The following is a 22,369-nucleotide window of genomic DNA, read 5'->3' as shown; positions in this document are numbered from 1 at the left end:
ACCATAAAGCGAGGTGGCAGCACAATCTGCTCACGCCAGCAGCGACCGGCACGCATCACCACTGGCTTCGCGCCTGTGCGGCAAATCGCAGGCAAAAGAAAAGGCCTTGTCGTTTGACAAGGCCTTTACCGGGGAATTTGGTCGGTGTGAGAGGATTCGAACCTCCGACCCTCTACACCCCATGCAGATGCGCTACCTGGCTGCGCTACACACCGACGGAGTCAGCTCGGCTGACGGGGGCAGAGTTTATGGAGATGACCTAGCCCTGTCAACAGGGAAACGCCGCCAATTCCTCGGCCACGGTGCGTTCGCCTGCTTTACGAACAATCAGCGGTTAAAGGTCAGCCGCTTGCCCAGGATCTGGTCAGTCACCTGCCCGTTTTGCCAGGCGATCTGGCCGTTCACCAGCGTCATCTCCACCGTGCTGTGGAAGCGGTAGCCGTTGAAGGGCGACCAGCCACAGTGGTAGAGGATGTTGTCATCGTTGACCACATAGGGCTTGCCCAGATCCAGCAGCACCAGATCGGCGAAGTAGCCCTCGCGGATATAACCGCGATCCTGCACCTGGAAGCGCTCGGCCACCGCGTGGGAGGTCTTCTTGACGATAGTCTCCAGGGTAAACACGCCGTTGTGGTAGAGCTCCAGCAGCGCCTGCAAAGAGTGCTGCACCAACGGTACGCCAGACGGCGCCTTGAAGTAGCTGTTCTGCTTCTCTTCCCAGGTGTGGGGCGCGTGGTCGGTGGCGATGATGTCGAGCACATCGTTGCGTACCGCATCCAGCAGCGCCTGCTGGTCGGCAGCACTCTTCACCGCAGGGTTGCACTTGATCAGGCTGCCCTGGGTCTCGTAATCGGCTTCATTGAAGAAGAGGTGGTGAACGCACACCTCAGCGGTGATGTTCTTGTCTTTCAACTCGCTCAGATCGTGGCTGGCGGTAAACAGCGACAGCTCCTTGGCCGAGGTCAGATGCAGCACGTGCAGCTTGGCACCGTATTTTTTCGCCAGCGCCACCGCCATGCTGGAGGATTTGTAGCACGCTTCGTCGCTGCGAATGCGGCCGTGCTCGCCCATCGGCACATTCTCGCCCCACTTGGCCCGCGCCGCCTCTTCGGCCTTGGCGATGGTCGGAGTGTCTTCGCAGTGGGTCACGATCATCACCGGACTTTCGCGGAAGATGGCCGCCAGGGTCTCCTGATTGTCCACCAGCATGTTGCCGGTCGAGGAGCCCATAAACACCTTGACCCCGCAGGACTGCTTGGGGTCGAGACGCTTGATCTCTTCAAGGTTGTCGTTGGTGGCACCGAGATAGAAGCTGTAGTTGGCGACGGAGGAGTTGGCGGCGATCTGGTATTTGGCTTCGAGGGCGTCGAGGGTGGTGGTCTGGGGATTGACGTTGGGCATTTCCATGAAACTGGTGGTGCCACCGGCGACGGCGGCGCGGGATTCGCTGGCGATAGTCCCCTTGTGGGTCAATCCCGGCTCCCGGAAGTGGACCTGATCATCGATCATTCCGGGGATGAGATGGCGACCTGCGGCATCGATAACCAGCGCATCGGGCGCCTCGAGATCCGGGGCGATGCGGGCAATCCGTTCCCCCTCGATCAACACATCGGAGGCATAGATACGGCCTTCGTTGACCAGGGTGGCATTCTTGATAAGCAGTTTGTTCATGGGGGGTTCCAGTTCCTTTGCCGATAATCGCGGGTCATAATAGCGCAAAACTGCCCTTTCTCTGTAGCAAGGCCTGACTGATGAAGTTATTTGTAAGAGATTTGACCGTGATCGACTCCAGCTACCTGTGCGAACGCCGCGGCATGGTGGGCGAGAGCTGGCTGGTAGATATCGAAATGAGCGGTGAGCTCAACGAAATGAGCATGCTGCTGGACTTTGGCCGGGTAAAGAAGCTGATCAAGTCGATCATCGATGAAGAGGTGGACCACAAGCTGCTGGTGCCGACCGAGTGCCCGCTGATCCACGTCGAGACACTGGATGGTGACGAAAGCACAGTGGATCTGCTGCGCCCGGGTCGCTCCATCCATCTGCGCTGCCCATCCCAGGGCTTTGCCTTTATCCCTGCCCCGCAAGTTGATAAAGAGTCGGTGACCCGCTACCTGCTGGCGGTGCTGGCCAAACGGCTGCCGGGCAATATCAAGGATCTCTCCCTGACCCTGCGTCAGGAGGCGATCACCGGTGCCTTCTACCACTACAGCCATGGCCTGAAAAAGCACGATGGCAACTGCCAGCGCATCGCCCACGGCCACCGCTCTCCCATCGAGATCCACGTCGATGGCGAGCGCGACCAGGAGCTTGAGCTTAACTGGGCCGAACGCTGGGGCGATATCTACCTCGGCACCGAGGAGGACAAGGTGGCGCTGACCGAGCTCGCTTTGAGCCCCCGCGCCAATGCCCAGCTTGGCGAGCATCACTGCGGCTTCAAATATGTGGCGCCGCAAGGGCTGTTCCAGCTGGCCATTCCCAGCGCCGAGGTGGAGATGATCGACACTGACACCACGGTTGAGCTGCTGGCCTGCTACATCGCCCGCGAAGTGAAGAAGATGGTGGGCGACAAGTTCGTCAAGATTGTCGCCTATGAAGGGGTCGGCAAGGGCGCGATTGCCTACGCCTGATCCCCTTGTCACTGCCGCTATAAAGAGAAGGCCCCGCATCTGCGGGGCCTTGTTGTTTCAACTCTCGATCATCAGGCACTGAGGCGGAAGCGCTTGACCAGGCTCTCCTGCTGCTCGGCAAGGGAGTCCAGCTGCTGGCTGGTCTCGGCCACCCGCTCGATCCCCTGATAGTTGAGATCCGAGATATCGGAAATGCGGTTGAGGTTGGTGGCGATATCGGCGCTGGTGGCTTGCTGCTGCTCGGCGGCAGAAGCGATCTGACTCGACATGTCGCTGATCAGCACCACAATTCCCTGCACCTCCTCCATGGCGTTGTTGGCGTGAGAGCTCTGATCCACGCAGCTGTCCATCTCGCGAGAGCACTCCTGCATCACGGTCACCGCCTTGGCGACTCCCTGCTGCAGGTTTTCGATCATGGTCTGGATCTCGCTGGTGGACTGGGCGGTACGGCCCGCCAGACTGCGTACCTCATCCGCCACCACCGCAAATCCGCGCCCCTGCTCGCCGGCCCGCGCCGCTTCGATGGCGGCGTTGAGGGCCAGCAGGTTGGTCTGCTCGGCGATGCCGCGAATGACATCGAGGATGTTGCCGATCTGGCTGCTCATGGCGCTCACATCACCAATCACCTTACCGGTCTGTTGCAGCTTGCCCGCCAGTTGATGAGTGGTGGTGATATTGCCGGCCATCACCCTGCGCCCCATCTCGGAAGCCTTCTCCACATCCTGCACCCGCTCCAGGGTCTGGTTGGCAGCCTGTGCCACTTCCCGCACCGAGGCCTCCATCTGGGTCATGGCAGCGGCGACCGAGGCGGTCTCCTGCCGCTGTTTCTCCAGATCCGCCCGCACTGATTCGGTGGTATGGCGATTGCCGTGGGCAGCATCGTTAAGCTGGGCCGACGCTTGTGAAAGCTGTGCCAGCACCTCCCCCATCTGGGCAATCAGCAGGTTGATCTGGCTGCCCAGCTGACCAAATTCGTTCTTGCTCTGAAAACCGATGCGCTGAGTCATGTCGCCCTGGGTCACTTCGGTCAGCACCCGCAGCAACTCCCTGAGCGGACGGCGAATGGCCTTGCCCAGGGTATAAGCCACCAGCATGGCGATCAGGATGGCGACTACGATGCTGGTTCCCTGGGTCAGGGTGCTCTGGCTCTGTGTGGCTTTGGCGTGCTGAATGCTATGACTCATCAGCTGCTGACTCTGGCCGGTGATCCGCTCAAGCCGGTTCTGGATCTCGACGATGAGAGCGCTCGCCTGCTTGCTCTTCTCCCGCATCTGTTCCTGCTGCTTCATCAGCGCCAGATACTGGGAGAGCACGCCTTCGCTTGCGGTGGTGTCGCGCACGAAGCCGTGAACATAGTGGCCCATGTCGTTCTCGAAGTTCTTGAGCTCCCCCTGCAGATCCTTGATGGTGCTGTTGAACCCCTCGATCTGCATCTTGTTGCGCTTGAGCGCCCCTTCGATGGGAGCCGGAATAGTCTGATTGAGGGCGTCCATGGTGGAGAGTTCGATGGCGGAGAGCTTGGTGGTCAGGGTCTCGGAGAGCATCTTGATAAAGCTGTCGTCGATGGTGACCATCATGTCACCCAGACTCTTCTTGAACTGGGGCAGACTGACCTGAAACTGCCCCTTGGCCAGATTGACCTTGTGCAGTCGGGTGAGCAGCGCCTCGTGTTCGCCGGGCAGGGTATCGGTCAGTTGCAGGTAGCTGTCGACCTGCTGGCTGAGGCTGCTCATCTCCCCTTGCAGTTCGGGGTGGTGGGCCACCTGCTGGCGCAAGACGTCGAGGCTCTTGCCCACCGCAGCCTTGGCCTGTTTCAGTTCGGCCACTTCGGCCGGCAGCTGTTTGGGGTCCTGCTCGGTGAGCACATCCCCCAGCCACTTGTTGGCGCTGAGCAGGGTGATCTGGGTCTGACTGCTGGCAATCACCAGCGGCATAGACTGCTGGGTAACCTGCTCCAGTGCGTTCCCCAGAGTCTCCTGACTACGAAATGTGAGCAGTGAACTGGCCACCATCACGGCCACCAGGATCGCGAAGCCAAGGTAGACTCGCTGCAAGATGGAGAGATCCGACATTGTTTGTTTCATTATTGTCCCGCTGTATATGCAAAAGTCCCTTGCCTGAGTACCCCGTCCTTTTGATACCCTGCAGACCACCCTGAACAGGCGCTGCAGATGACGTCCCTCTGGCTATCGGTATTTTTAACAATAACTGAAGGGAATGGGACATCAGCTGTGTCAAATGTCGGCTTGTGTCACACTTGGCGTGCTGCTCGCCCCCCTTTCGGGAGCCGCTTGGGGTTCTAGTTCAATTTTCTGTTTCATATAAGGGAGTTAGCCATGGCGCAAGAAACCATTTTCAGCAAAATAATCCGTAAAGAAATCCCCGCCGACATCCTTTATCAAGACGATCTGGTCACCGCATTCCGGGATATCCAGCCCAAGGCCAAGACCCATATTCTGATCATCCCCAATGTGCTGATCCCCACCGTCAATGACGTGGAAGCCGAACATGAACTGGCCCTTGGCCGGATGTTCACCGTGGCCCGCAAGCTGGCAAGCGAGGCGGGCATTGCCGAAGATGGCTACCGCCTCATCATGAACTGCAACCGCCACGGCGGGCAGGAGGTCTACCACATCCACATGCATCTGGTCGGTGGCCAGCCGCTGGGACCGCTGCTCAGCCTGTAATGAATCGCCACGCCTCAACCTGCCGCAGCGCCCTGTTGCTCTGCGGCGCCCTGCTGTTGCTGGGAGGCTGTGCCTCCCGCTGGCAGGATATGTTCGTCTCCTACTCCGATCAGATGGTGCCCCTGCGCAACCAGCTGCTGCTGGGCCATGCCGCCGAGGCGCTGCCCGAAGTGCGCGACTCCACCCTGGGGGATGACACCTTTGTGCTGGATCGGCTCGAACAGGGGCGCATTGCCTGGCTCGCCGGTCAGGATGCGGGCAGCAAGCAGGCGTTCACCGCCGCCGACAGCCGCCTTCAGTGGGAAGACAATCAGGCCGAATACCGGCTGAGCCACGGTCTGGATCAGGTGGGCAGTCTGCTCACCAACGATCAGTCGATGGCCTATCGTACTCCCGATTACGAACGCACCATGCTGCATCACTATCTGGCCCTCAACTATCTGCAACGGGGTGATGCCGATGGCGCCCTGGTAGAGGTGCGCCGGGCCAATCAGGTGCAGGAGCAGGCGCTTAAACGGCGAGCCGATGAGGTGCACAAGGCGAAGGATGAGAGCGAAGAGGCCGAGGCTGAAGGTGAGATGCGCCAGCTGATGTCGCGCGGCGCACCGGATCTCGATCGGTTGATCGGCAAGGTCAAAAACGGTTTTCAGAACGCCTATACCTTCTATTTTTCCGCCGTGCTCTATGAGGCGGCCGGGGATCTCAACGATGCCTGGGTCGACTATCAGCGCGGCTACCAGATAGCGCCGGACAACCGCAGCCTGCAAGATGCCTTGCTGCGACTGGCGCGGTTGCGCGGCTCGCCGGACGAGATCCGCGCGACCGAGAAAAAGATAGGCCGCAAAGCACCATTACCAGCTAAAAATCAGGGCCAACTGGTGGTGCTGTTTGAAGATGGCTTGATCCCGGCGCGGCGCGAACTCTTTCTGCCGCTCCCCATCTCCACCTCCCGCGGCAATTTTCGCACCTTTACCGTCGCCATCCCCTATTACGATAATCGGGCCAGCGACACCGGCCCGCTGACGGTAGAGATCGGCAAGCGGGTCGAACAGACCAGCGAGCTGGTGCGGCTGGAAGCGCTGGCCGCCAAAGATCTGCAGGAGCGGCTGCCCGGCATGCTGACCCGCCAGGCGCTGCGACTGGTGGCCAAGGAGCAGATGCGCCGCACCGCCGCCAAAGAGGGGGGCGATGTGGGCAATATTCTGGTGGGGATCTTCAACACCCTCTCCGAGCGGGCCGATACCCGCAGCTGGCTGACGCTGCCAGCTCAGGCATCGAGCTGGCAGGGGATGGTGCCGGCAGGTGACATCAATCTCACCTTGGGCGCAGGGGCAGCGCAGCGGCAATTGCCGCTCACCATCCACAAGGGACGCACCACCCTGGTCTGGGTACAGCGCCTAGGCGCCGGTCTGACCACCCGGGTGATGCCGCTCTGAGCAGACGGCGAAGAGAGATGAGCAAGACAATTAACCGGGCAGGCACACACGCGGCCCCACTCACCCCGATTAAGGAGAGCAAGATGAAAGCATACGGGTTGGCCCTCGGGCTCGCGCTGCTGCTGACCGGCTGCGCCACCAACACCTCCGGCGTCGCGCTCTATGGCCCGGCGGGCGGTGCTCCCACGTTGGAGCAGCATCAAAACGTCAACGTCACCCTGACCGAGCTGAGCCGCCGCCAGCAAAATGGCCTGCTGCAGGTCAATGTGGCTGCCGCCAGCACCCAGCGCGGCGATAACAAGCTGCAATATATCTTCTATTGGTATGATGAGGCCGGTCAGGAGGTCGCCAGCGATGGCCGCGGCTGGACCCCCATCAAGCTGCATGGCTATCAGACCCGCACCCTCTCGGCCCTGGCGCCCAGCCCGGCGGCGCAGGGTTACCGGATTTACGTACGCGAAGTGATTGAGGAATCCTACTGATGAAAATGAATCATGCCCTGCTGATCCTGACCGGCGCTTTGCTCTTGGGCGGCTGCTCCAGCACCACCGTCAGCTATGGCGATCCCACTGAAACTGAAACGGTCACCGTCGATTACGGCTCAAGCGACCTGCAGGCCATCGCCGACAAGATGGCGGACTCCATGCTCGCCTCCCCTGCCACCAGCGAGATCACCGCAGGCGGTCGTCCGGTGATGTTTATGGACTCCATCCGCAACAAGACCTCCGAGCACATCGATACCGAAGCCATCACCGATACCATCCGCACCAAGTTGCTGCGGGCCGGCAAGTTCCGCTTCGTCGACATGAGCAAGGTGGCCGCCGTCAAGCAGCAGCTCGAATACCAGCAGAGCAGCGGCATGGTGGATCCTGCCTCCATGGTGCGTCTGGGCAAGCAGACCGGTGCCCGCTACATGGTCTATGGCAACCTCGCCAGCATCGTCAAAGACAATGGCAAGGTGAAGGATGTCTACTACCAGATGACCATGAACCTGATGGATCTGCAAAACGGCGAACTGCTGTGGGCCGATCAGAAAGAGATCCGCAAACAGGCGAAGAAATCCACCTTTGGCTGGTAACAGGCTCCCGCAGACAGGCAACTGTGATCCGCTACTGGCCAGCCTGCCCGCCCCCTGGCGGGAGGGGCAGCTGGAACCACTCGGGTTAGGCCTGACCAACTGCAACTATCGACTGCGCCTCCCCTCGGGGCGCAGTTACTTTTTGCGTCAGGGCCACTCCGACCCGGTGCGCCTTGGCATCGACCGTCCCACCGAGTGGCAGCTTTATCAGGGGGCGATGGCCGAAGGGTTGGCACTGTCTTGCCACTATGGCGATCCCGCCAGCGGTCTGATGCTGCTCGAATGGTGCGATAAGCCAAACTGGGTACACGCGGCGCCACCGGAAGCCGATCAGCCCCGTCTGCTGGCTGAGGTGCTGCGCAAGCTCCATCGCCTGCCGCTACCTGCGGTGGTGATGGCGGTGCGAGCCCACGCGGCGGGCTATCGCGCCCGACTGGCCCGCATTCCCTCTTGGCTGCCCGCCCTGGAGCGGGGCTTGCTCGCCAGCAGTGAGCCAAATGATTGCTGGCGCCCTTGCCACCATGATCTCAATCCGGCTAACTTGTTGGGAAGCAAACCCTGGGTCATCGACTGGGAGTATGGCGCGGCAGGTCACCCCGGCTTTGAGCTCGCCAGCATCCAGCGCACCCATGAGTGGCCCGCCGAGCGGCGCGACGCGCTGGAAGCGCACTATCTGCAGGCCCTGCCGCGCCACCAGTGGCCTGATTTTCAGAGCGAGGCATTTTTACCCTGGGTCGACTATATCGGCCTGCTCTGGGCCCTGCTGATGGCAGAGCAACAGCCCTCACTCGACTATGACACCCTGATCGCCATCAACCGGCAACGACTGGAGTAACAGATGATAAACAAGGTGCGCTGGCACAAGCCGAAAACCTGGGGTCTGCTGCTGATCGGCCTGCTGCTGACCGGCTGCTCCACCCGGGTGATCTACTACTGGCTCGATACCGCCATCATCTGGCAGCTGGATGACTACTTTGCCCTCTCCTATTCGCAGAAGGATCTGCTCAGCCGCGAAGTGAAGGGGCTGATGGCCTGGCATCGCCAGCACGAGCTGCCGCGCTACGCCAAGGATCTCGATGTGCTGGCCAAGGCGGTGGCCAGCCCCATGACGCCGGAGCAGATCTCGACCAACCTAGATGCGGTGCAGCAGAGCCTGACCCGCACGCTGGAAAATACTATCCCCCGCGCGGTCAGGCTGGCGCGCACCCTGACCGATGAGCAGGTGGCCCGCTTTATGACCGATCGGGTCAAGCGGCAACAGGAGCGGCAAAAGGACTTTGCCACTGAGCCCAAAGAGCAGATGCTGGCAGAGTTTCGCGACAAGATGAACAAGCGGCTCGAGTTCTGGATTGGCGAGGTGAAACCGGCACAGGCACCACTGGTGGCCCAGTGGGCCGAATGGCAATACGAGCTGATGCCCCCCTGGCTCGAGTTTCAGGAGTCCTGGACCCAGGAGCTGGACAGGCTGATGAAGCAGCGCCAGAGTCCCGACTTTACCCGCGAGCTGACTGACCTGCTGGCCGAGGGGGATGGGCTGATGGATGGCCGCTTTACCGGCTATACCGAACAGTCGCGCCAGCGTACCGTCAACTGGCTGAGCGCCATGAGCCAGTCGCTGGATATCTCCCAGCGGGCCCATCTCTACTCCCTGCTCAAGGGTTATGCCCGCGACTTCAAGCAGATGAGCGGCAGCTGACAGCCAGCACCGAATGGTGCCATGCGCCCGGGGCAACCTTGTTCAAACCGGGCGCATGTGGTAGTTTGCCCTCTCTATTTATCGGGAATTAACTTTTGCGCCTTATCGACAAAGTAAAACTGGTGCTGGTAACTCTGGTTATCGCCCTCACCCTGCTTTGTTCCATCGCCCGAATGGAAGGCCCGCTGCTACCCGCATCGCCCCAGAGTGAACAGCAGCAGACTCAGGTGTTCAATCAGCTTAGCGACAGCGATGATGGCATCATCAAGTTTGTCGGCAGCCATCAGAATCACCTGCTGCGTCTCGAACAATCCCTGCGCAGTGACAACCAGCCCAAGAGTGTGGTCTACGAGCTGATCCAGAGCTGGTCGGCCCAGGCCATCCTGCTGTTGCTGCTCGGCTGGCTGATGCTGACCCCCGAGCTCTATCACAAACAGAGTTTTCGCGATCGCTTTGGCGCGATCCACCGGCGCCATCTACAGCGCCAACATCTGCAATACCGCTTCACCCAGAGCTATCTGAGCGCCTGACCCCGGAGGGGCTGGCACATCCACTGTTTGCTCATCTCCTCTTCCTGACGGATCCGGCAACTGCCTGATCCGCATCTGATGCATCCCATTTTTTGCGCCTTGCCGAGCCTTGTTGCTATCGGCCCGGGCACCATTCTCCTGACAGAGGCTTGTTTGCCATGAGAAAGAGCAATCGCACCGTTCTCAACCGCATGAGCAAGTGGCAGTACGCACTGCTGCTGTTGATGCTGTTGACCTTTACCTTTTACTCCCTGCCCACCTTTTTTGGTGAGCAGCCCTCCCTCGGCCTGCACGGACAGCAGCGCCTGACCGCTCAGCAGCAGATGTTGCTGAGCGACAAACACCTGACCCCGCTCAAGGTCCTTGAGCAACCTGAGCGGGTCGAGCTGGTCTTTGCCAGCCAGGGCGAACAGCAGCGCGCCAAGCAGTTGCTGGAGCAGCAAGGGGTCGACAGTGCCGCTCTCACCCTGGAGTTTCACTCCAACGCGCCGGCCTGGATCACCCGACTCGGCGCCGACCCCATCAAGCTGGGACTCGATCTGCGTGGCGGCTCCCAGCTGCTGATCGGGGTGGACGTGGACTTTGTCATCGACAATCAGACCAAGAATCTGGTGGATACCCTGCGCACCCGCTTCCGTGAAGCCAATCTGCGCGGCGCCAGCGTCACGCGCAGCGCACAGGGCGCCGTAGCCGTCACCCTGCCGGAGGTCGCCGAACAGGAGAGCTGGCTCGCCATCATCAAGGAGAGTGCCGGTACCCGTCAGGATCAGTGGAAGCTGACCCGCTCCGGCAATGACCTGAAACTGGTGCTGAGCGAGGCGGAGCGTACCCTGCTGGTCAACAACGCCGTGACCCAGAACCTGTCGATCCTGAAAAAACGGATCAACGAACTCGGCATCGTCGAGGCCTCAGTGGTGCGTCAGGGGCAGGATGGCATCCGTATCGAACTGCCCGGGGTGCACAACCCCAAGCAGGCGAAAGAGGTGATCGGGGCCACCGCCTCGCTGGCCTTCTACGAGGCCAAAGCCGACAGCCACTTCTATATCGCCGATCGCAACGGTCAGGCCGTCGGCATGGCACGCAAGCCGGTACTGACCGGCGAGCACATCGTCGATGCCCGCGCCAACATGGGCGAGATGGGCCAGCCCCAGGTTAATATCGTGCTCGACACCCTGGGTGGCAGCAAGATGAACCAGTTCAGCCGCCAGCATGTGGGCAAGCCGATGGCGACCGTCTTCACCGAGTACAAGACCAACGCTCAGGGCAAACTGCGCGCCCAGAGCGAGGTGATCAACGTCGCCACCATCCAGACCGCCCTTGGCAACCAGTTCCGCATCACCGGCATTGGCAGTCTGCCGGAAGCGCAAGAGCTGGCCATGCTGCTGCGTGCCGGCGCCCTCACCGCCCCGCTCAAGATCCTGGAAGAACGCAGTATTGGCCCGACGCTGGGGATGCAGAATATTGAGGCGGGCTTCACCGCACTGGCCTTCGGCATGGCGGGCATGATGCTGTTCATGATGGCTTGGTACCGCAAATTCGGCTGGGTTGCCATCACGGCGCTGGTCGCCAACCTGTTGATGCAGGTCGGCATGCTGGCAGTGCTGCCGGGCGCCGTGCTGACCCTGCCGGGGATCGCCGGTCTGGTGCTGACGGTGGGCATGGCGGTGGATACCCATGTGCTGATCTTCGAGCGGATCAGGGACCGGCTGCGAGAAGGGGGCTCACTGGCCAACGCCATCGACTTTGGCTATCGCTCCGCCTTCCACACCATTTTCGATGCCAACATCACTACGCTCATCTGCGCTGTAGTGCTCTACTCCATCGGCTCCGGTCCGCTGCAGGGCTTCTCCATCACCCTCATCCTGGGTCTGCTCTCCAGCATGATCACCGGGATCTGGGGGACGCGCGCCATCATCAACCCCCTCTGGGGACGCAGCAGCGAGCGCACGCTGAAGGTGTAACGGGATAGCAGTCCCTCTGATGAGCGGCTTTGGCTGCGCCATCGGCCATGGATATGGCCGGAGCGGCCAAAGCAGAACACTATTTTCCCGGCGTGTCACGGCACGTCGTGATGGGCCAACAGCCAGATGCTGGCTGGCCAAGGAGAGAATTATGTTGAAAATGATCGTTGCCATGGGGCTGACCCGTTGGCGTTATATTGGCCTGTGGGCTTCCATCCTGCTGACCGTGGCCAGCGTCGCCATCTTGCTGGTGAACGGCCTGACACTGGGGCTCGATTTTACCGGCGGGATCCTGCTGGAGTTTCATATCCAGACCCTGAAAGAAGCCCATGAGCTCAATGCCATGCTGGTCTCCCCGCTGGCGGGAGCCGTTGAGCTGAGCTCGGCCGGTATTCCCGGCGAGTGGCTGATCAAGCTGCCCCCCCACGAACTGCCCTGGCCTGCGGCAGATCTCGCCACCATGCTGACCCAACAGCTGGGGATGCCGGTCGAGTTGCTGCGCACCACCATCGTCGGCCCTCAGGTGGGTGCCGAACTGTTCCAGCAGGGTATGCTGGCGGTGCTGGTCGCTTCGCTGGCGATGTCAGCCTATCTGGCGTTTCGCTTCGAGTGGCGTCAGGCCATCGGCATCCTGCTCTCGGTGGTCCATGATGCCATCGTGGCGCTGGGGCTGCTGTCACTCTTTCAGATCGAATTCGATCTGAACATCATCGCCGGTTTGATGGCGGTGATCGGCTACTCCCTCAACGACAGCATCGTCATCTCGGACAGGTTGCGGGATCTGCTGAGCTCGCGTACCCAGATGGGCATCCACGAATGCTCCGATGTGGCCATCAAGGCGACCTTCAGTCGCACCATGATCACCTCGGGCACCACCCTGTTTACCGTGGGCGCTCTGTTGCTGTTTGGCGGTGACGCCCTCTACGGCTTCTCCTTCACCCTGTTTGCCGGGATCCTGGTGGGCACCGTCTCCTCCATTACCGTCGCCTCGACCGTGCAGGAGCTGCTTGGGCTCACCCCGCAGGCCTACCAGAAGAAGAACGAGGAGCCACTGGCCAACGCAGCCTGAACCTTGTTAATCAGACCCGGCTCACCGGGTCTCAACAAACCGGGCCCCTGCCAACCATTGGCAGGGGCTTTTTCATCCCTCCTCTCGGTCTCTCGCCGCCCCTTTTGGTACTCGGCTCGCTTCAATTGACAACTGACCATATTGAAAGCAATGACGGATCAACCCGTCATTTTTAATAACAAAAAGGTCATTTTATTACGTCAGAAACCATAAAATGTGACTGAAAGCACTTTCTTTAGGGCTCAAAGGAGGCAACATTGTAGTGATTTATCTACAAAGGGATATGAGATGTTGTTACAACCTGCCAATACAGCAAAATCCAGACAGTTGCTGAACGAGACCATGGCTTTGGTACTCGCAGGAGGGCGGGGTAGTCGCCTCAAACAGTTAACCGACAACCGTGCAAAACCTGCCGTTCATTTCGGCGGCAAATTCCGCATCATCGATTTCGTGCTCTCCAACTGCATCAACTCCGGCATCCGTCGGGTCGGTGTCGTGACCCAGTACAAATCCCACAGCCTGTTGCGCCATCTCCAATCGGGCTGGTCTTTCCTGCGCTACCAGATGAACGAGTTTATCGATCTGCTCCCTGCCCAGCAGCGGGTGGATGAGGTGAACTGGTATCGGGGTACCGCCGATGCGGTCTACCAGAATCTGGATATCATCCGCGATCACGCCCCCAAATATGTGGTGGTGCTGGCAGGCGATCACATCTACAAGATGGATTACGCCGCCATGCTGCTCGACCACGTCAATATGGGCGCCAAAGTGACCGTTGCCTGCATCGAGGTGCCACGCAGTGAAGCAAGCTCCTTCGGGGTAATGGCGGTGGATGATGATCGCAAGATCAATGCCTTCGTCGAAAAGCCTGCCAACCCGCCCGCCATGCCGGGCAAGGCCGACACCGCGCTGGCCTCAATGGGCGTCTATATCTTCGATGCGGAGTATCTCTATCAGCTGCTGGAAGAGGACATTGCCAACGAGCAGTCCCATCACGATTTCGGCATGGACGTGATCCCCCGCGTGGTGAAAGAGGGCACCGCATTCGCTCACCCGTTTGGCATGTCCTGTGTCGGCTGCTGTCCGGATCGCCGCCCCTACTGGCGCGATGTGGGCACCGTGGACTCCTTCTGGGAGGCCAATATGGATCTCGCTTCCGTCACGCCGGAGCTCGATATCTACGATCAGGACTGGCCCATCTGGACCAGTCAGAACATGACTCCTCCCGCCAAGTTCGTGCAGGACCGAAACGGTCAGCACGGCATGACCATCAACTCCATGTTTGCCGGGGGGACCATCGTCAGTGGCTCTTTCATCCTGAGTTCGGTGCTCTTTACCAATGTGCGGGTCGACTCCTTCTGCACTCTGGATCAGGCCGTTATCTTCCCGGGTGTGGAGATTGGTGCCGGTTGCCGACTGCGCCGGGTGGTGATCGACAAGGGGTGCAAACTGCCGGAAGGCACGGTGATCGGTGAAAACGCCGATGAAGATGCACGTCGCTTCCACCGCTCCGAGCAGGGCATAGTGCTGGTCACCCAGGGGATGCTCACTCGCCTGAACAAAGAGCTGCAGGGAAAACAGAAGCGCTGACCCGCAACCAGACGGGATCCCCCTTCCTACCGCAAAGGGAGCCATGATGGCTCCCTCTTTCTATGGCTGACCAGATAGCCACCTCACACCATCATTGCCATCGCGTTGCAGTCTCCCAGAGATACCATTTACTGTGGTTAAACAGCTGGGCAACGAAGCCTTACGCCCTCAAGTCGTAAACTTTAAATTACACAAAAGCCATTAACCCTCCGAAAAACCCTCTGTATTATTCCTGTTCGCGCTATATAGCAGCTCCTTTATCTGACTTTTTAGCGGTAAACCCACTAGTTTCACTTGATTGTTTGTTTTTCCTTGGTAAGGTGATGGCGGTTGCGTAACAAAGCAGGTACCAGTGTAAATATATAGGTACAACCGCTTTTGGCTTAATACAGTAGAGAGAATGAAATCATGCAAAGAGACCCCCTGAACAACATCCATATCCAGTCCGAACAAGTGATGATCACGCCTGCCCAGCTCAAGGAGAAGTTACCCATCTCCGACAAGGCGCTGGCATTCGTGCAAGGGGCCCGTAATACCATCGCCGATATCATTCACCGCCGCGATCACCGGCTGCTGGTGATCTGTGGTCCCTGCTCCATCCACGACATGGACGCCGCCAAAGAGTACGCAACCAGACTCAAAGCGCTGCATGATGCCTATCAGGACGCTCTCTACATTGTCATGCGGGTCTACTTTGAGAAACCGCGCACCACAGTCGGCTGGAAAGGCTTTATCAACGACCCCAATCTGGATGGCACCTTCGATGTGGAGCTGGGGCTGCACCGTGCCCGCGAGCTGCTCTGCTGGTTGGCGGAGCTGGAGTTGCCGCTGGCCACCGAAGCGCTCGACCCCATCAGCCCGCAATACCTGGCCGAGCTCTTCTCCTGGTCAGCTATTGGCGCCCGCACCACCGAATCCCAGACCCACAGGGAGATGGCGTCCGGCCTCTCCATGCCGGTCGGCTTCAAGAACGGCACAGACGGCAACTTGGGGACTGCCATTAATGCGTTGCAGGCGGCCTCCTCCCCTCACGCCTTTATGGGGATCAACCAGCAGGGCCAGGTTGCGCTGCTGCAGACCCAGGGCAACCCGGATGGCCACGTCATCCTGCGCGGCGGCAAACATCCCAACTACGACTCGGTCAACGTGTCGCTGGCGGAAGAGGCGCTGGAGAAAGCGGGCCTGCTGCCGAGCCTTGTGGTGGATTGCAGCCACGGCAACTCCAGCAAGGATCACCGTTTGCAGCCCAAGGTGGCCGACAACGTCATCCACCAGATCCAGGAGGGCAACCGCTCCATCATCGGGGTGATGCTCGAATCCAACCTGTTCGAGGGAAACCAGTCCAGCGAGCAGCCCAAGGAGCAGATGCGCTACGGGGTCTCCATCACAGATGCCTGCATCGACTGGGACACCACCGCTACCCTGCTGGACCGCTGCCACAACCAGCTGGCTGACCCCCTCAAGGGCAGAACTGCACGGTAAGCCGTGGTATCTTGTCGTAACCTATTGAACAATCGAGGTATCACTAGTGGTGGCATCAAACCGCTCACGCCGTGATACCTTGTTGCATCTTGATTTTCAGGGCGCCGCCGCTCGCGGCGCCAGCAGGGACTGGATATGGCTGAAGAGTTGAACGTACTCAGGGACAAGATAGATGCGGTGGACAAGCAGCTGATCGATCTGCTGGCCGCCCGTCTGGCCCTGGTGGGAGAAGTGGGTGAGGTAAAGAGCCGCCACGGCCTGCCCATCTATGCACCGGATCGGGAAGCGAGCATGCTGGCCCGCCGCCGCGCCGAGGCTGAGCAGTTGGGGGTGCCCGGCGATCTCATCGAAGACGTGCTGCGCCGGGTGATGCGTGAATCTTATGCCAGCGAGAAAGATACAGGCTTCAAATGCATAAAGCCGGATCTTGACAAGGTGGTCATCATCGGTGGTCATGGCCAGCTTGGTCGGCTGTTCGGTCATATGTTCAGCCTCTCAGGCTATCGGGTCGAGACGCTGGAACAAGCCGACTGGTCGCGCGCTGACGAGATCCTCGCCGGAGCCGGTCTGGTGATGGTGGCGGTGCCCATCGATATCACCTGCCAGATCATCGACCGCCTCGGCAACCTGCCCGCCCACTGCCTGCTGGTCGATGTCACCAGCGTGAAAGCGGCGCCGCTCGAACATATGCTGGCGGTGCACCAAGGGCCGGTACTGGGACTGCACCCCATGTTCGGGCCGGATGTGGCGAGTCTCGCCAAGCAGGTGATCGTCTGCTGCCAGGGTCGTGACCCCGCCGCCAGCCAATGGCTGCTGGATCAGATGACCATCTGGGGCGCCCGCTTGCAACAGGTGGAAGCCAAGGCCCACGATGAGGCGATGACCCTCATTCAAGCGCTGCGTCACTTCGCCACCTTTGCCTATGGCTGGCACCTCTCCCGGGAGCAGGCCAATCTGGATCGTCTGCTGAGTTTGAGCTCCCCCATCTACCGGCTGGAGCTGGCCATGGTAGGGCGGCTGTTTGCCCAAGATCCCCACCTCTATGCCGACATCATTTTGTCGTCACCGCAGAATCTGGCGATGATCCGCCGCTACTACCAAAACTTCGGCGAAGCGCTGGGGCTGCTGGAGCGGGGGGACAGGGACGGTTTCATAGAGGCCTTCTCGCAAGTCTCCGGTTTCTTCGGCGAACACGCCGACCAGTTCCTGCGTGAAAGCCGCATGCTACTGGCCCAGGCCAACGACCGCCGCCAACACGGCTGATCCTGCAAAAGCAGTCACCGCTCATATCACCAAAAAGGGAAGATACTCAGGCATCTTCCCTTTTTTGTTTATTACCGATTTCAACGCTAACTCAGTCGCGAGCGGCGACACATCAAGTACCTACCGCTGATTGGCCTCACAATCTCCCCCTACTGTACTGCATCACATCCCAAGTATGCCCCCTCAATATCCGCACAATCCACGCAAATAGCACCGCCCCTTGCAAGGGCAGCCAGATACTCACGGTCAAACCAAGCTGCTGCGAGCAATGACTGTATGACGTAAAGGAGAGCAGTGCCCTCCCCATCAAAGAGATAAGCAGGAAGCAGGAAGCAGGAAGCAGGAAGCAGGAAGCAGGAGAGATTAATCGAGACTGATGGTTTGCCAAATATCACTTAACACAGCAATCCGGCGATTCATCATGACGCCAGTACGTAGTCGCCAAAAAAGAAAATGGCCGAGATATTATCTCGGCCATTCGTTGCTTGGTCAAAGACTCAAGCCAGGATATTACTCATGTGCAACTTATTAGAAGTTGTACTGCAGAGCAACAGTCCACTCGTCGTCCAGCTTCTCGATGCTCTGGATTTTGTACTCGGTGTAAGCTTTCAGCTTCGGAGTGAAAGCGTACTGGACACCCAACAGAGTTTCATCAACCAAATCTTTGTACTGTGCACCAGCGGCATTAGAAGCGACTTTGCTTTCTTTGAAGTTGTAGCCAGCCAAGAAGGTCCACGCGTCTACATTGTAGGAAGCTGCCAGCTCGTAGCCACGGCCCTTGTCTTTGTCACCACCGGTGGTGGTGTCATAGCTCAGGTCGCCTTGGGTATAAACACCAGCGAAGTAGAAGCCGTTGATGGCGTAATGTGCACCCAGAGCCCACTCTTTCTTGTCGCCAGTGGTGCTGGTTACAGAATTTTCCAGATCGGAGTAGGCGTAACCTGCGTTGAAGCCCAAGCCGAAGTCGAAGTCGTAGCTGGCAGCAGCAGCATAACCATAGTTACGCTTAACGTTGTCACCATATACGGCTTTCTCTTTGATACCTTGACCTACGTCAGTAACTACAACAGCTTTTTCATCGTTGGTCTGATAAGACAGTTTGCCTTTGAAGCCACCAAAGCTGTTGGAGTAAATGATTTGGCCTTCCTGACGACCGTCGTAGAAGTTACCTGCATCGCCCCATTCGTTGAAGATATCGGTCGGCTCGAGTACGTCGTAGAAAGCGGTATCGGTCTGACCGAAGATGATCTTACCGTACTGAGTGCCGTCGAAACCGACATAGACGTGGCGAGAGTTGAACTTGTTGTCAGAGTTCTCAGCAGAGACTTGCCACTCGGTCTTGGCGATACCAGACCAAGTGTTGTTCAGGGCGATTTTGCCAGACCAACCCAGGCGGGAAGAACCAACCAGTTCACCATCTACGTCTTGGTAGCTAGCAGCGCTGCCCGGCACGAAAACAGTGTTACCAGTTTTAGTATCGAACTTATAGGCGTCATCAGTGGCGCCAACAGCCTTGTTGTGATCTCCGTAGTAGTTAGCCTGTACACGGCCGTATACGTCGAAGGTCACACCGTCTTTGTCATAAACAACGGCAGCGTTGGCTGCGGATGCAAACAGAGCCGGAATAGCAATAGCCAGAATTGTCTTTTTCATAGTTTCCAATGCCTACTGTAATTAAACACTAAGTTGTTGTTATTCCCTGTGTTAGCGATGTTCTTTGCATCACTATGCCGCCGAGACTAGCACCGGATTTTTTGAACCGCAATGAAAAAACTTGGAACTTTTTACGGAAACCATAGTCATGGAGGCAAAAATGTGAGCCAAGTCTCACCTGACTGCAAGGCAAAAGGAAAACGTTTACAATGAATCCTGCTGATTATTTGGACTCAAATAGTCTATTTTGCATGCAAATAACGCCAACTACCTGATAAACAACCAAAGTGGTCTGATCAGCGTAAAACTGCCGTGATAATGGCTGCTGCCTCGACCTCACCAAGGGGTTGCGGGTATCCTTGTCCTTCGATTAACCCTTAACTGGCCTTCTCTTCATGCTCTCTACTCGCCTTAAAGCCACCATTCGTCAAACCTATCGTCAGATTTCGGATGGATTACCCGGTTTTGTGCCGCGCAAAGAGCAGAACTTTCTGGTGGCAGAGATAGCCAAAACCCTGACCGGCGAGTACGACAAACAGCGCCGGATCCTGGTTGCCGAAGCAGGAACCGGTATAGGCAAATCTCTTTCTTATGCGCAAGGTGCCATCCCGGTGGCGCGGCTCACCCAGAAGAAGCTGGTGATCTCTACCGCCACCGTGGCCCTGCAAGAGCAGCTGATCCACAAAGACCTCCCTTTTTACCACCGCCATAGCGAGCTGCCGTTTCGCTTTATGTTGGTCAAGGGGCGTCAGCGCTACTGCTGCGAGCATCTGCTGGAGCAGGCAGCCAGTGGTGCCGAGATGGCTAACTTCGAGCTCGACTTTGGCAGTCTGAGCAAATCCAAACCATCTGACAGCGACAAGGATCGCTACCAGGCCCTGTGGCAGGCCTACACCAATGGCAAATGGGACGGGGATCGGGACAACTGGCCGGAGCCCATTCCCGACACTTGCTGGGATCGCATCGCCGCCGACCGCCACACCTGCAACAAGGCGCTGAGCCATCACCAGCACTGCCCTTTTCATCGCGCCCGCAACGACATGGAGAGCGCCGATGTGCTGGTGGTGAACCATGCGCTGCTGCTCTCCGATCTCACCATGGGCGGCGGCATCATTCTGCCGCCCCCTGATGAGTGCATCTATGTGCTGGATGAGGCCCATCACCTGCCCACTATCGCCCGGGATCACGGCGCTGCGTCGGCCAGCGTCAAAGGCTCCCGCCGCTGGCTGGAGAAGCTGGTACAAAGTGCAGGCAAGCTGGCGCGAACTCTTAATAAGGAGAGCCTGCTCGACCCCCAACTCAAACTGCAGGATGCACTGGCCTCCATCCAGCCCGATCTGAAGGCTGTCGAGCAGTGGCTCAGCGCCAACGATCGGCTGTTTGGCAGTGAACCCCACTACCGCTTCGCCGAAGGGGTATTGCCGGATCCCCTGCCCATGCTGGCGGAGAATCTCAAGGAGTCGAGCAAGAAGGCGCTGCGGGCGCTGGATCGGATGCAAGGGGCCATAGGTGAAGCGCTGAAAGATGGTGAGATCCGCCGCAAGGAGGCCGAACCTCTGCTGGCAGAGAGCGGTTTTCATCTGCAACGGCTGGAGAGTTTCTGCGCCCTCTGGGAGATGCTGGGGCGCCATGTCCCGACCGGTAAAACCCCGCTCGCCCGCTGGATGGCCAAGAGCGATGACGGCGATATCTGGCTGCACGCCTCACCGATTGAAGTGGGGTATCTGCTGGAGGAGTGGCTCTGGTCGAAATGTCTGGGGGCCGTGCTGGTCTCCGCGACCCTCACCGCCCTCTCTTCCTTTAGCTATTTTCGCCATCAGGTGGGGCTCAAGGAGCACGACGGTACCCGCTATCTGCGCCTGCGCTCCCCCTTTGACTATCAGAAAGCCGAGCTCTATCTGCCCAAGATGGAGCACGAACCCAACTCGCCAGCCTTTACCAACGAGCTCATCAGCGTACTGCCACGTATTCTGGCCGGCAAAGAGGCGAGTCTGGTGCTCTTCTCCTCCTACCGCCAGATGAATGAGGTGGCCGTTGGCTTGCGAGCCAAGGGACTGTCACTGCTGGTGCAGGGGGAAGCCTCCCGCAATGCCCTGCTCACCCTGCACAAACAAAAATGCGATGGCGGTCAGGCCAGCATCCTGTTTGGTACCGGCAGCTTCTCGGAGGGGCTGGATCTGCCGGGTCACTACCTTACCAATCTGGTCATCACCAAGCTCCCCTTTGCGGTACCCAACTCACCGGTCGAGGAAGCTACCGCCGAGTGGGTGGAGCAGCGAGGCGGCAACCCGTTTCTGCAACTGACAGTGCCGGAGGCATCGCGCAAACTTATCCAGGCCTGTGGCCGCCTCATCCGCAAAGAGGCTGATCGGGGACGGGTCACCATTCTCGACCGCCGCCTGCTGACCAAACGTTATGGCAAGGGGTTGCTTGATGCCCTCCCCCCGTTTACACGGCGGATCGAATAAATAATCCGGTTATTATTGATAGAAAAACTGACAGCGGAGCGAACGTTGACCACCAGAAAGAGCCATTGCCGCAGTAGACTAAACCTGTAAAAATAAGCCCCTGTTTTCAGTGGGCAATCGCCTGACTGTTCAAGGAGATGAAATGAAACTGACTGTTCTGGTACCGGCACTGGCTGGTCTGTTGTGGGCCGGTAGCGCCCTGGCTGATGCTCAACTGGAAGTGACCAACCCCTATGTCGTCCAGCTGATCGATGGTCAATCCATCAACCCCAAGCTGCTCGACAAAACCAGTATCTTCCCCCTCTCTGCCGGCAAACACCAGTTGGTCGTCGCTTTTGAAGGCAACTACTCCAGCCGCAGCGATATCAAGCTGGTCACCGCCGAGCCGCTGGTGCTGAACTTCACCGCCGCCGACAATCAGCAGCTGGTGCTGGACTATAAAAAGCCCCGCAACGAAGCCGAAGCCAAGCAGTTTGTCAAAGAGCAGAAAGTAGCGCTGAAAGACAAGGTCACAGGCCAGCAAGTGAGCAGCGAACAGTTCGTGATGCCGAAAGTAGAAGGCTTCCAGCTGACCCGTGACTATCAGCAAGAGCTGATCAACATGGGCAAAGCCTTCAACCAGCCCAAAACCGTTGCCGTCTCTACTGCTGCCGTGATGGCTGCCGCTAGCGCACCGGTTCAGGTTGCCCCTAGCAAGGCTCAAAGCAATCCGGAAGCGCTGACCCAGTTGCAAAACTGGTACAACAAGGCCGATGCGGAAACCCGCAAAGCCTTCCAGATCTGGGTTATCCAGCAGCAATAAACCGAGCTGGGATATTGACTGAAAGGG

At 58.8% G+C, this 22,369-nt stretch carries 18 protein-coding genes and 1 tRNA gene; 15 read left to right on the top strand and 4 right to left on the bottom strand.

All coding sequences use genetic code 11. The features are described 5' to 3' along the window. Positions 1-138: 138 nt before the first annotated feature. Both AB5Z09_RS09750 and AB5Z09_RS09745 read right to left on the bottom strand, forming a co-directional pair. Positions 139-215 (bottom strand) — tRNA-Pro (locus AB5Z09_RS09750). A 112-nt stretch (positions 216-327) separates the two neighbouring features. Beyond that, complete coding sequence (locus AB5Z09_RS09745) at positions 328-1,671, bottom strand: dihydroorotase (protein WP_139432173.1); 1,344 nt, start codon at positions 1,669-1,671, stop codon at positions 328-330. Positions 1,672-1,751: 80 nt separating this feature from the next. On the opposite strand from AB5Z09_RS09745, the gene AB5Z09_RS09740 reads away from it, so the two are divergent. Beyond that, positions 1,752-2,627, top strand: coding sequence for a 6-carboxytetrahydropterin synthase (locus AB5Z09_RS09740; RefSeq protein WP_043819396.1), 876 nt, complete (start codon positions 1,752-1,754; stop codon positions 2,625-2,627). A 71-nt stretch (positions 2,628-2,698) separates the two neighbouring features. On the opposite strand, the gene AB5Z09_RS09735 is transcribed toward AB5Z09_RS09740, so the two are convergent. Next, entirely contained in the window at positions 2,699-4,711 is a 2,013-nt protein-coding gene (locus AB5Z09_RS09735; RefSeq protein WP_199427210.1) for a methyl-accepting chemotaxis protein, read from the bottom strand. Positions 4,712-4,963: 252 nt separating this feature from the next. Between AB5Z09_RS09735 and hinT the strand changes: the two genes are divergently transcribed. The 12 genes from hinT (at position 4,964) to tyrA (ending at position 17,419) form a co-directional block, all read left to right on the top strand. Next, a complete protein-coding gene (hinT, locus tag AB5Z09_RS09730; protein WP_021231009.1) occupies positions 4,964-5,314 on the top strand; it encodes a purine nucleoside phosphoramidase in 351 nt (116 codons plus the stop codon). Further along, positions 5,314-6,750 (top strand): COG3014 family protein, encoded by a 1,437-nt coding sequence (locus AB5Z09_RS09725; RefSeq protein ID WP_368195169.1) that lies wholly within the window; start codon positions 5,314-5,316, stop codon positions 6,748-6,750. Before hinT ends, AB5Z09_RS09725 begins: the two co-directional genes overlap by 1 nt. An 83-nt stretch (positions 6,751-6,833) precedes the next feature. Further along, on the top strand, positions 6,834-7,232 hold the full coding sequence (locus AB5Z09_RS09720; protein WP_005334038.1) for a YcfL family protein: 399 nt from the start codon (positions 6,834-6,836) through the stop codon (positions 7,230-7,232). Beyond that, entirely contained in the window at positions 7,232-7,828 is a 597-nt protein-coding gene (gene lpoB, locus AB5Z09_RS09715) for a penicillin-binding protein activator LpoB (protein ID WP_005302153.1), read from the top strand. The genes AB5Z09_RS09720 and lpoB overlap by 1 nt, the downstream gene beginning before the upstream one ends. Continuing rightward, the gene (locus tag AB5Z09_RS09710) at positions 7,818-8,663 is read left to right on the top strand and encodes a phosphotransferase (protein WP_368195168.1); all 846 of its coding nucleotides are present in this window, start codon (positions 7,818-7,820) and stop codon (positions 8,661-8,663) included. The genes lpoB and AB5Z09_RS09710 overlap by 11 nt, the downstream gene beginning before the upstream one ends. 3 nt (positions 8,664-8,666) lie before the next feature. Further along, positions 8,667-9,524 (top strand): DUF6279 family lipoprotein, encoded by an 858-nt coding sequence (locus tag AB5Z09_RS09705; RefSeq protein WP_160881458.1) that lies wholly within the window; start codon positions 8,667-8,669, stop codon positions 9,522-9,524. 95 nt (positions 9,525-9,619) lie between these two features. Beyond that, positions 9,620-10,054 (top strand): hypothetical protein, encoded by a 435-nt coding sequence (locus tag AB5Z09_RS09700; RefSeq protein ID WP_216961935.1) that lies wholly within the window; start codon positions 9,620-9,622, stop codon positions 10,052-10,054. A gap of 158 nt (positions 10,055-10,212) precedes the next feature. Then, positions 10,213-12,015 carry a protein translocase subunit SecD gene (gene secD, locus AB5Z09_RS09695; protein ID WP_368195165.1) on the top strand — a complete coding sequence of 601 codons (1,803 nt, stop codon included), beginning with the start codon at positions 10,213-10,215 and terminating at the stop codon, positions 12,013-12,015. Positions 12,016-12,166: 151 nt separating this feature from the next. Next, a complete protein-coding gene (gene secF / locus AB5Z09_RS09690; RefSeq protein WP_368195162.1) occupies positions 12,167-13,084 on the top strand; it encodes a protein translocase subunit SecF in 918 nt (305 codons plus the stop codon). Between the two features lie 288 nt (positions 13,085-13,372). After that, on the top strand, positions 13,373-14,674 hold the full coding sequence (gene glgC, locus AB5Z09_RS09685) for a glucose-1-phosphate adenylyltransferase (RefSeq protein WP_368195160.1): 1,302 nt from the start codon (positions 13,373-13,375) through the stop codon (positions 14,672-14,674). A 408-nt stretch (positions 14,675-15,082) separates the two neighbouring features. After that, positions 15,083-16,156 (top strand): 3-deoxy-7-phosphoheptulonate synthase, encoded by a 1,074-nt coding sequence (locus tag AB5Z09_RS09680; protein ID WP_368195159.1) that lies wholly within the window; start codon positions 15,083-15,085, stop codon positions 16,154-16,156. Between the two features lie 135 nt (positions 16,157-16,291). Beyond that, positions 16,292-17,419: a bifunctional chorismate mutase/prephenate dehydrogenase gene (gene tyrA / locus AB5Z09_RS09675; protein ID WP_368195157.1), complete on the top strand. Its 1,128-nt coding sequence runs from the start codon at positions 16,292-16,294 to the stop codon at positions 17,417-17,419. A gap of 528 nt (positions 17,420-17,947) precedes the next feature. Here the strand turns inward: tyrA and AB5Z09_RS09670 are convergent. Further along, entirely contained in the window at positions 17,948-19,072 is a 1,125-nt protein-coding gene (locus tag AB5Z09_RS09670; protein WP_115521031.1) for a porin, read from the bottom strand. Positions 19,073-19,467: 395 nt separating this feature from the next. Between AB5Z09_RS09670 and dinG the strand changes: the two genes are divergently transcribed. Both dinG and AB5Z09_RS09660 read left to right on the top strand, forming a co-directional pair. Next, a complete protein-coding gene (gene dinG, locus AB5Z09_RS09665) occupies positions 19,468-21,540 on the top strand; it encodes an ATP-dependent DNA helicase DinG (protein WP_139411342.1) in 2,073 nt (690 codons plus the stop codon). A 142-nt stretch (positions 21,541-21,682) separates the two neighbouring features. Beyond that, on the top strand, positions 21,683-22,342 hold the full coding sequence (locus tag AB5Z09_RS09660) for a DUF2057 domain-containing protein (RefSeq protein WP_042053213.1): 660 nt from the start codon (positions 21,683-21,685) through the stop codon (positions 22,340-22,342). Positions 22,343-22,369: the final 27 nt, after the last annotated feature.

Source organism: Aeromonas sp. R2-2 (assembly GCF_040908355.1).
GTDB lineage: Bacteria > Pseudomonadota > Gammaproteobacteria > Enterobacterales > Aeromonadaceae > Aeromonas > Aeromonas veronii.
Note: the sequence above shows the minus strand (reverse complement) of the source record. Positions and strands in the feature narration are given on the sequence as shown.

Coding starts and splice junctions, on each gene's coding strand:
- AB5Z09_RS09720 (WP_005334038.1), top strand. CDS start 6,834: ATGAAAGCATACGGGTTGGCCCTCGGGCTCGCGCTGCTGCTGACCGGC.
- AB5Z09_RS09660 (WP_042053213.1), top strand. CDS start 21,683: ATGAAACTGACTGTTCTGGTACCGGCACTGGCTGGTCTGTTGTGGGCC.
- AB5Z09_RS09705 (WP_160881458.1), top strand. CDS start 8,667: ATGATAAACAAGGTGCGCTGGCACAAGCCGAAAACCTGGGGTCTGCTG.
- secD (WP_368195165.1), top strand. CDS start 10,213: ATGAGAAAGAGCAATCGCACCGTTCTCAACCGCATGAGCAAGTGGCAG.
- lpoB (WP_005302153.1), top strand. CDS start 7,232: ATGAAAATGAATCATGCCCTGCTGATCCTGACCGGCGCTTTGCTCTTG.
- AB5Z09_RS09670 (WP_115521031.1), bottom strand. CDS start 19,072: ATGAAAAAGACAATTCTGGCTATTGCTATTCCGGCTCTGTTTGCATCC.
- dinG (WP_139411342.1), top strand. CDS start 19,468: ATGCTCTCTACTCGCCTTAAAGCCACCATTCGTCAAACCTATCGTCAG.
- AB5Z09_RS09725 (WP_368195169.1), top strand. CDS start 5,314: ATGAATCGCCACGCCTCAACCTGCCGCAGCGCCCTGTTGCTCTGCGGC.
- hinT (WP_021231009.1), top strand. CDS start 4,964: ATGGCGCAAGAAACCATTTTCAGCAAAATAATCCGTAAAGAAATCCCC.
- secF (WP_368195162.1), top strand. CDS start 12,167: ATGTTGAAAATGATCGTTGCCATGGGGCTGACCCGTTGGCGTTATATT.
- AB5Z09_RS09740 (WP_043819396.1), top strand. CDS start 1,752: ATGAAGTTATTTGTAAGAGATTTGACCGTGATCGACTCCAGCTACCTG.
- AB5Z09_RS09680 (WP_368195159.1), top strand. CDS start 15,083: ATGCAAAGAGACCCCCTGAACAACATCCATATCCAGTCCGAACAAGTG.
- AB5Z09_RS09735 (WP_199427210.1), bottom strand. CDS start 4,711: ATGAAACAAACAATGTCGGATCTCTCCATCTTGCAGCGAGTCTACCTT.
- tyrA (WP_368195157.1), top strand. CDS start 16,292: ATGGCTGAAGAGTTGAACGTACTCAGGGACAAGATAGATGCGGTGGAC.
- AB5Z09_RS09745 (WP_139432173.1), bottom strand. CDS start 1,671: ATGAACAAACTGCTTATCAAGAATGCCACCCTGGTCAACGAAGGCCGT.
- glgC (WP_368195160.1), top strand. CDS start 13,373: ATGTTGTTACAACCTGCCAATACAGCAAAATCCAGACAGTTGCTGAAC.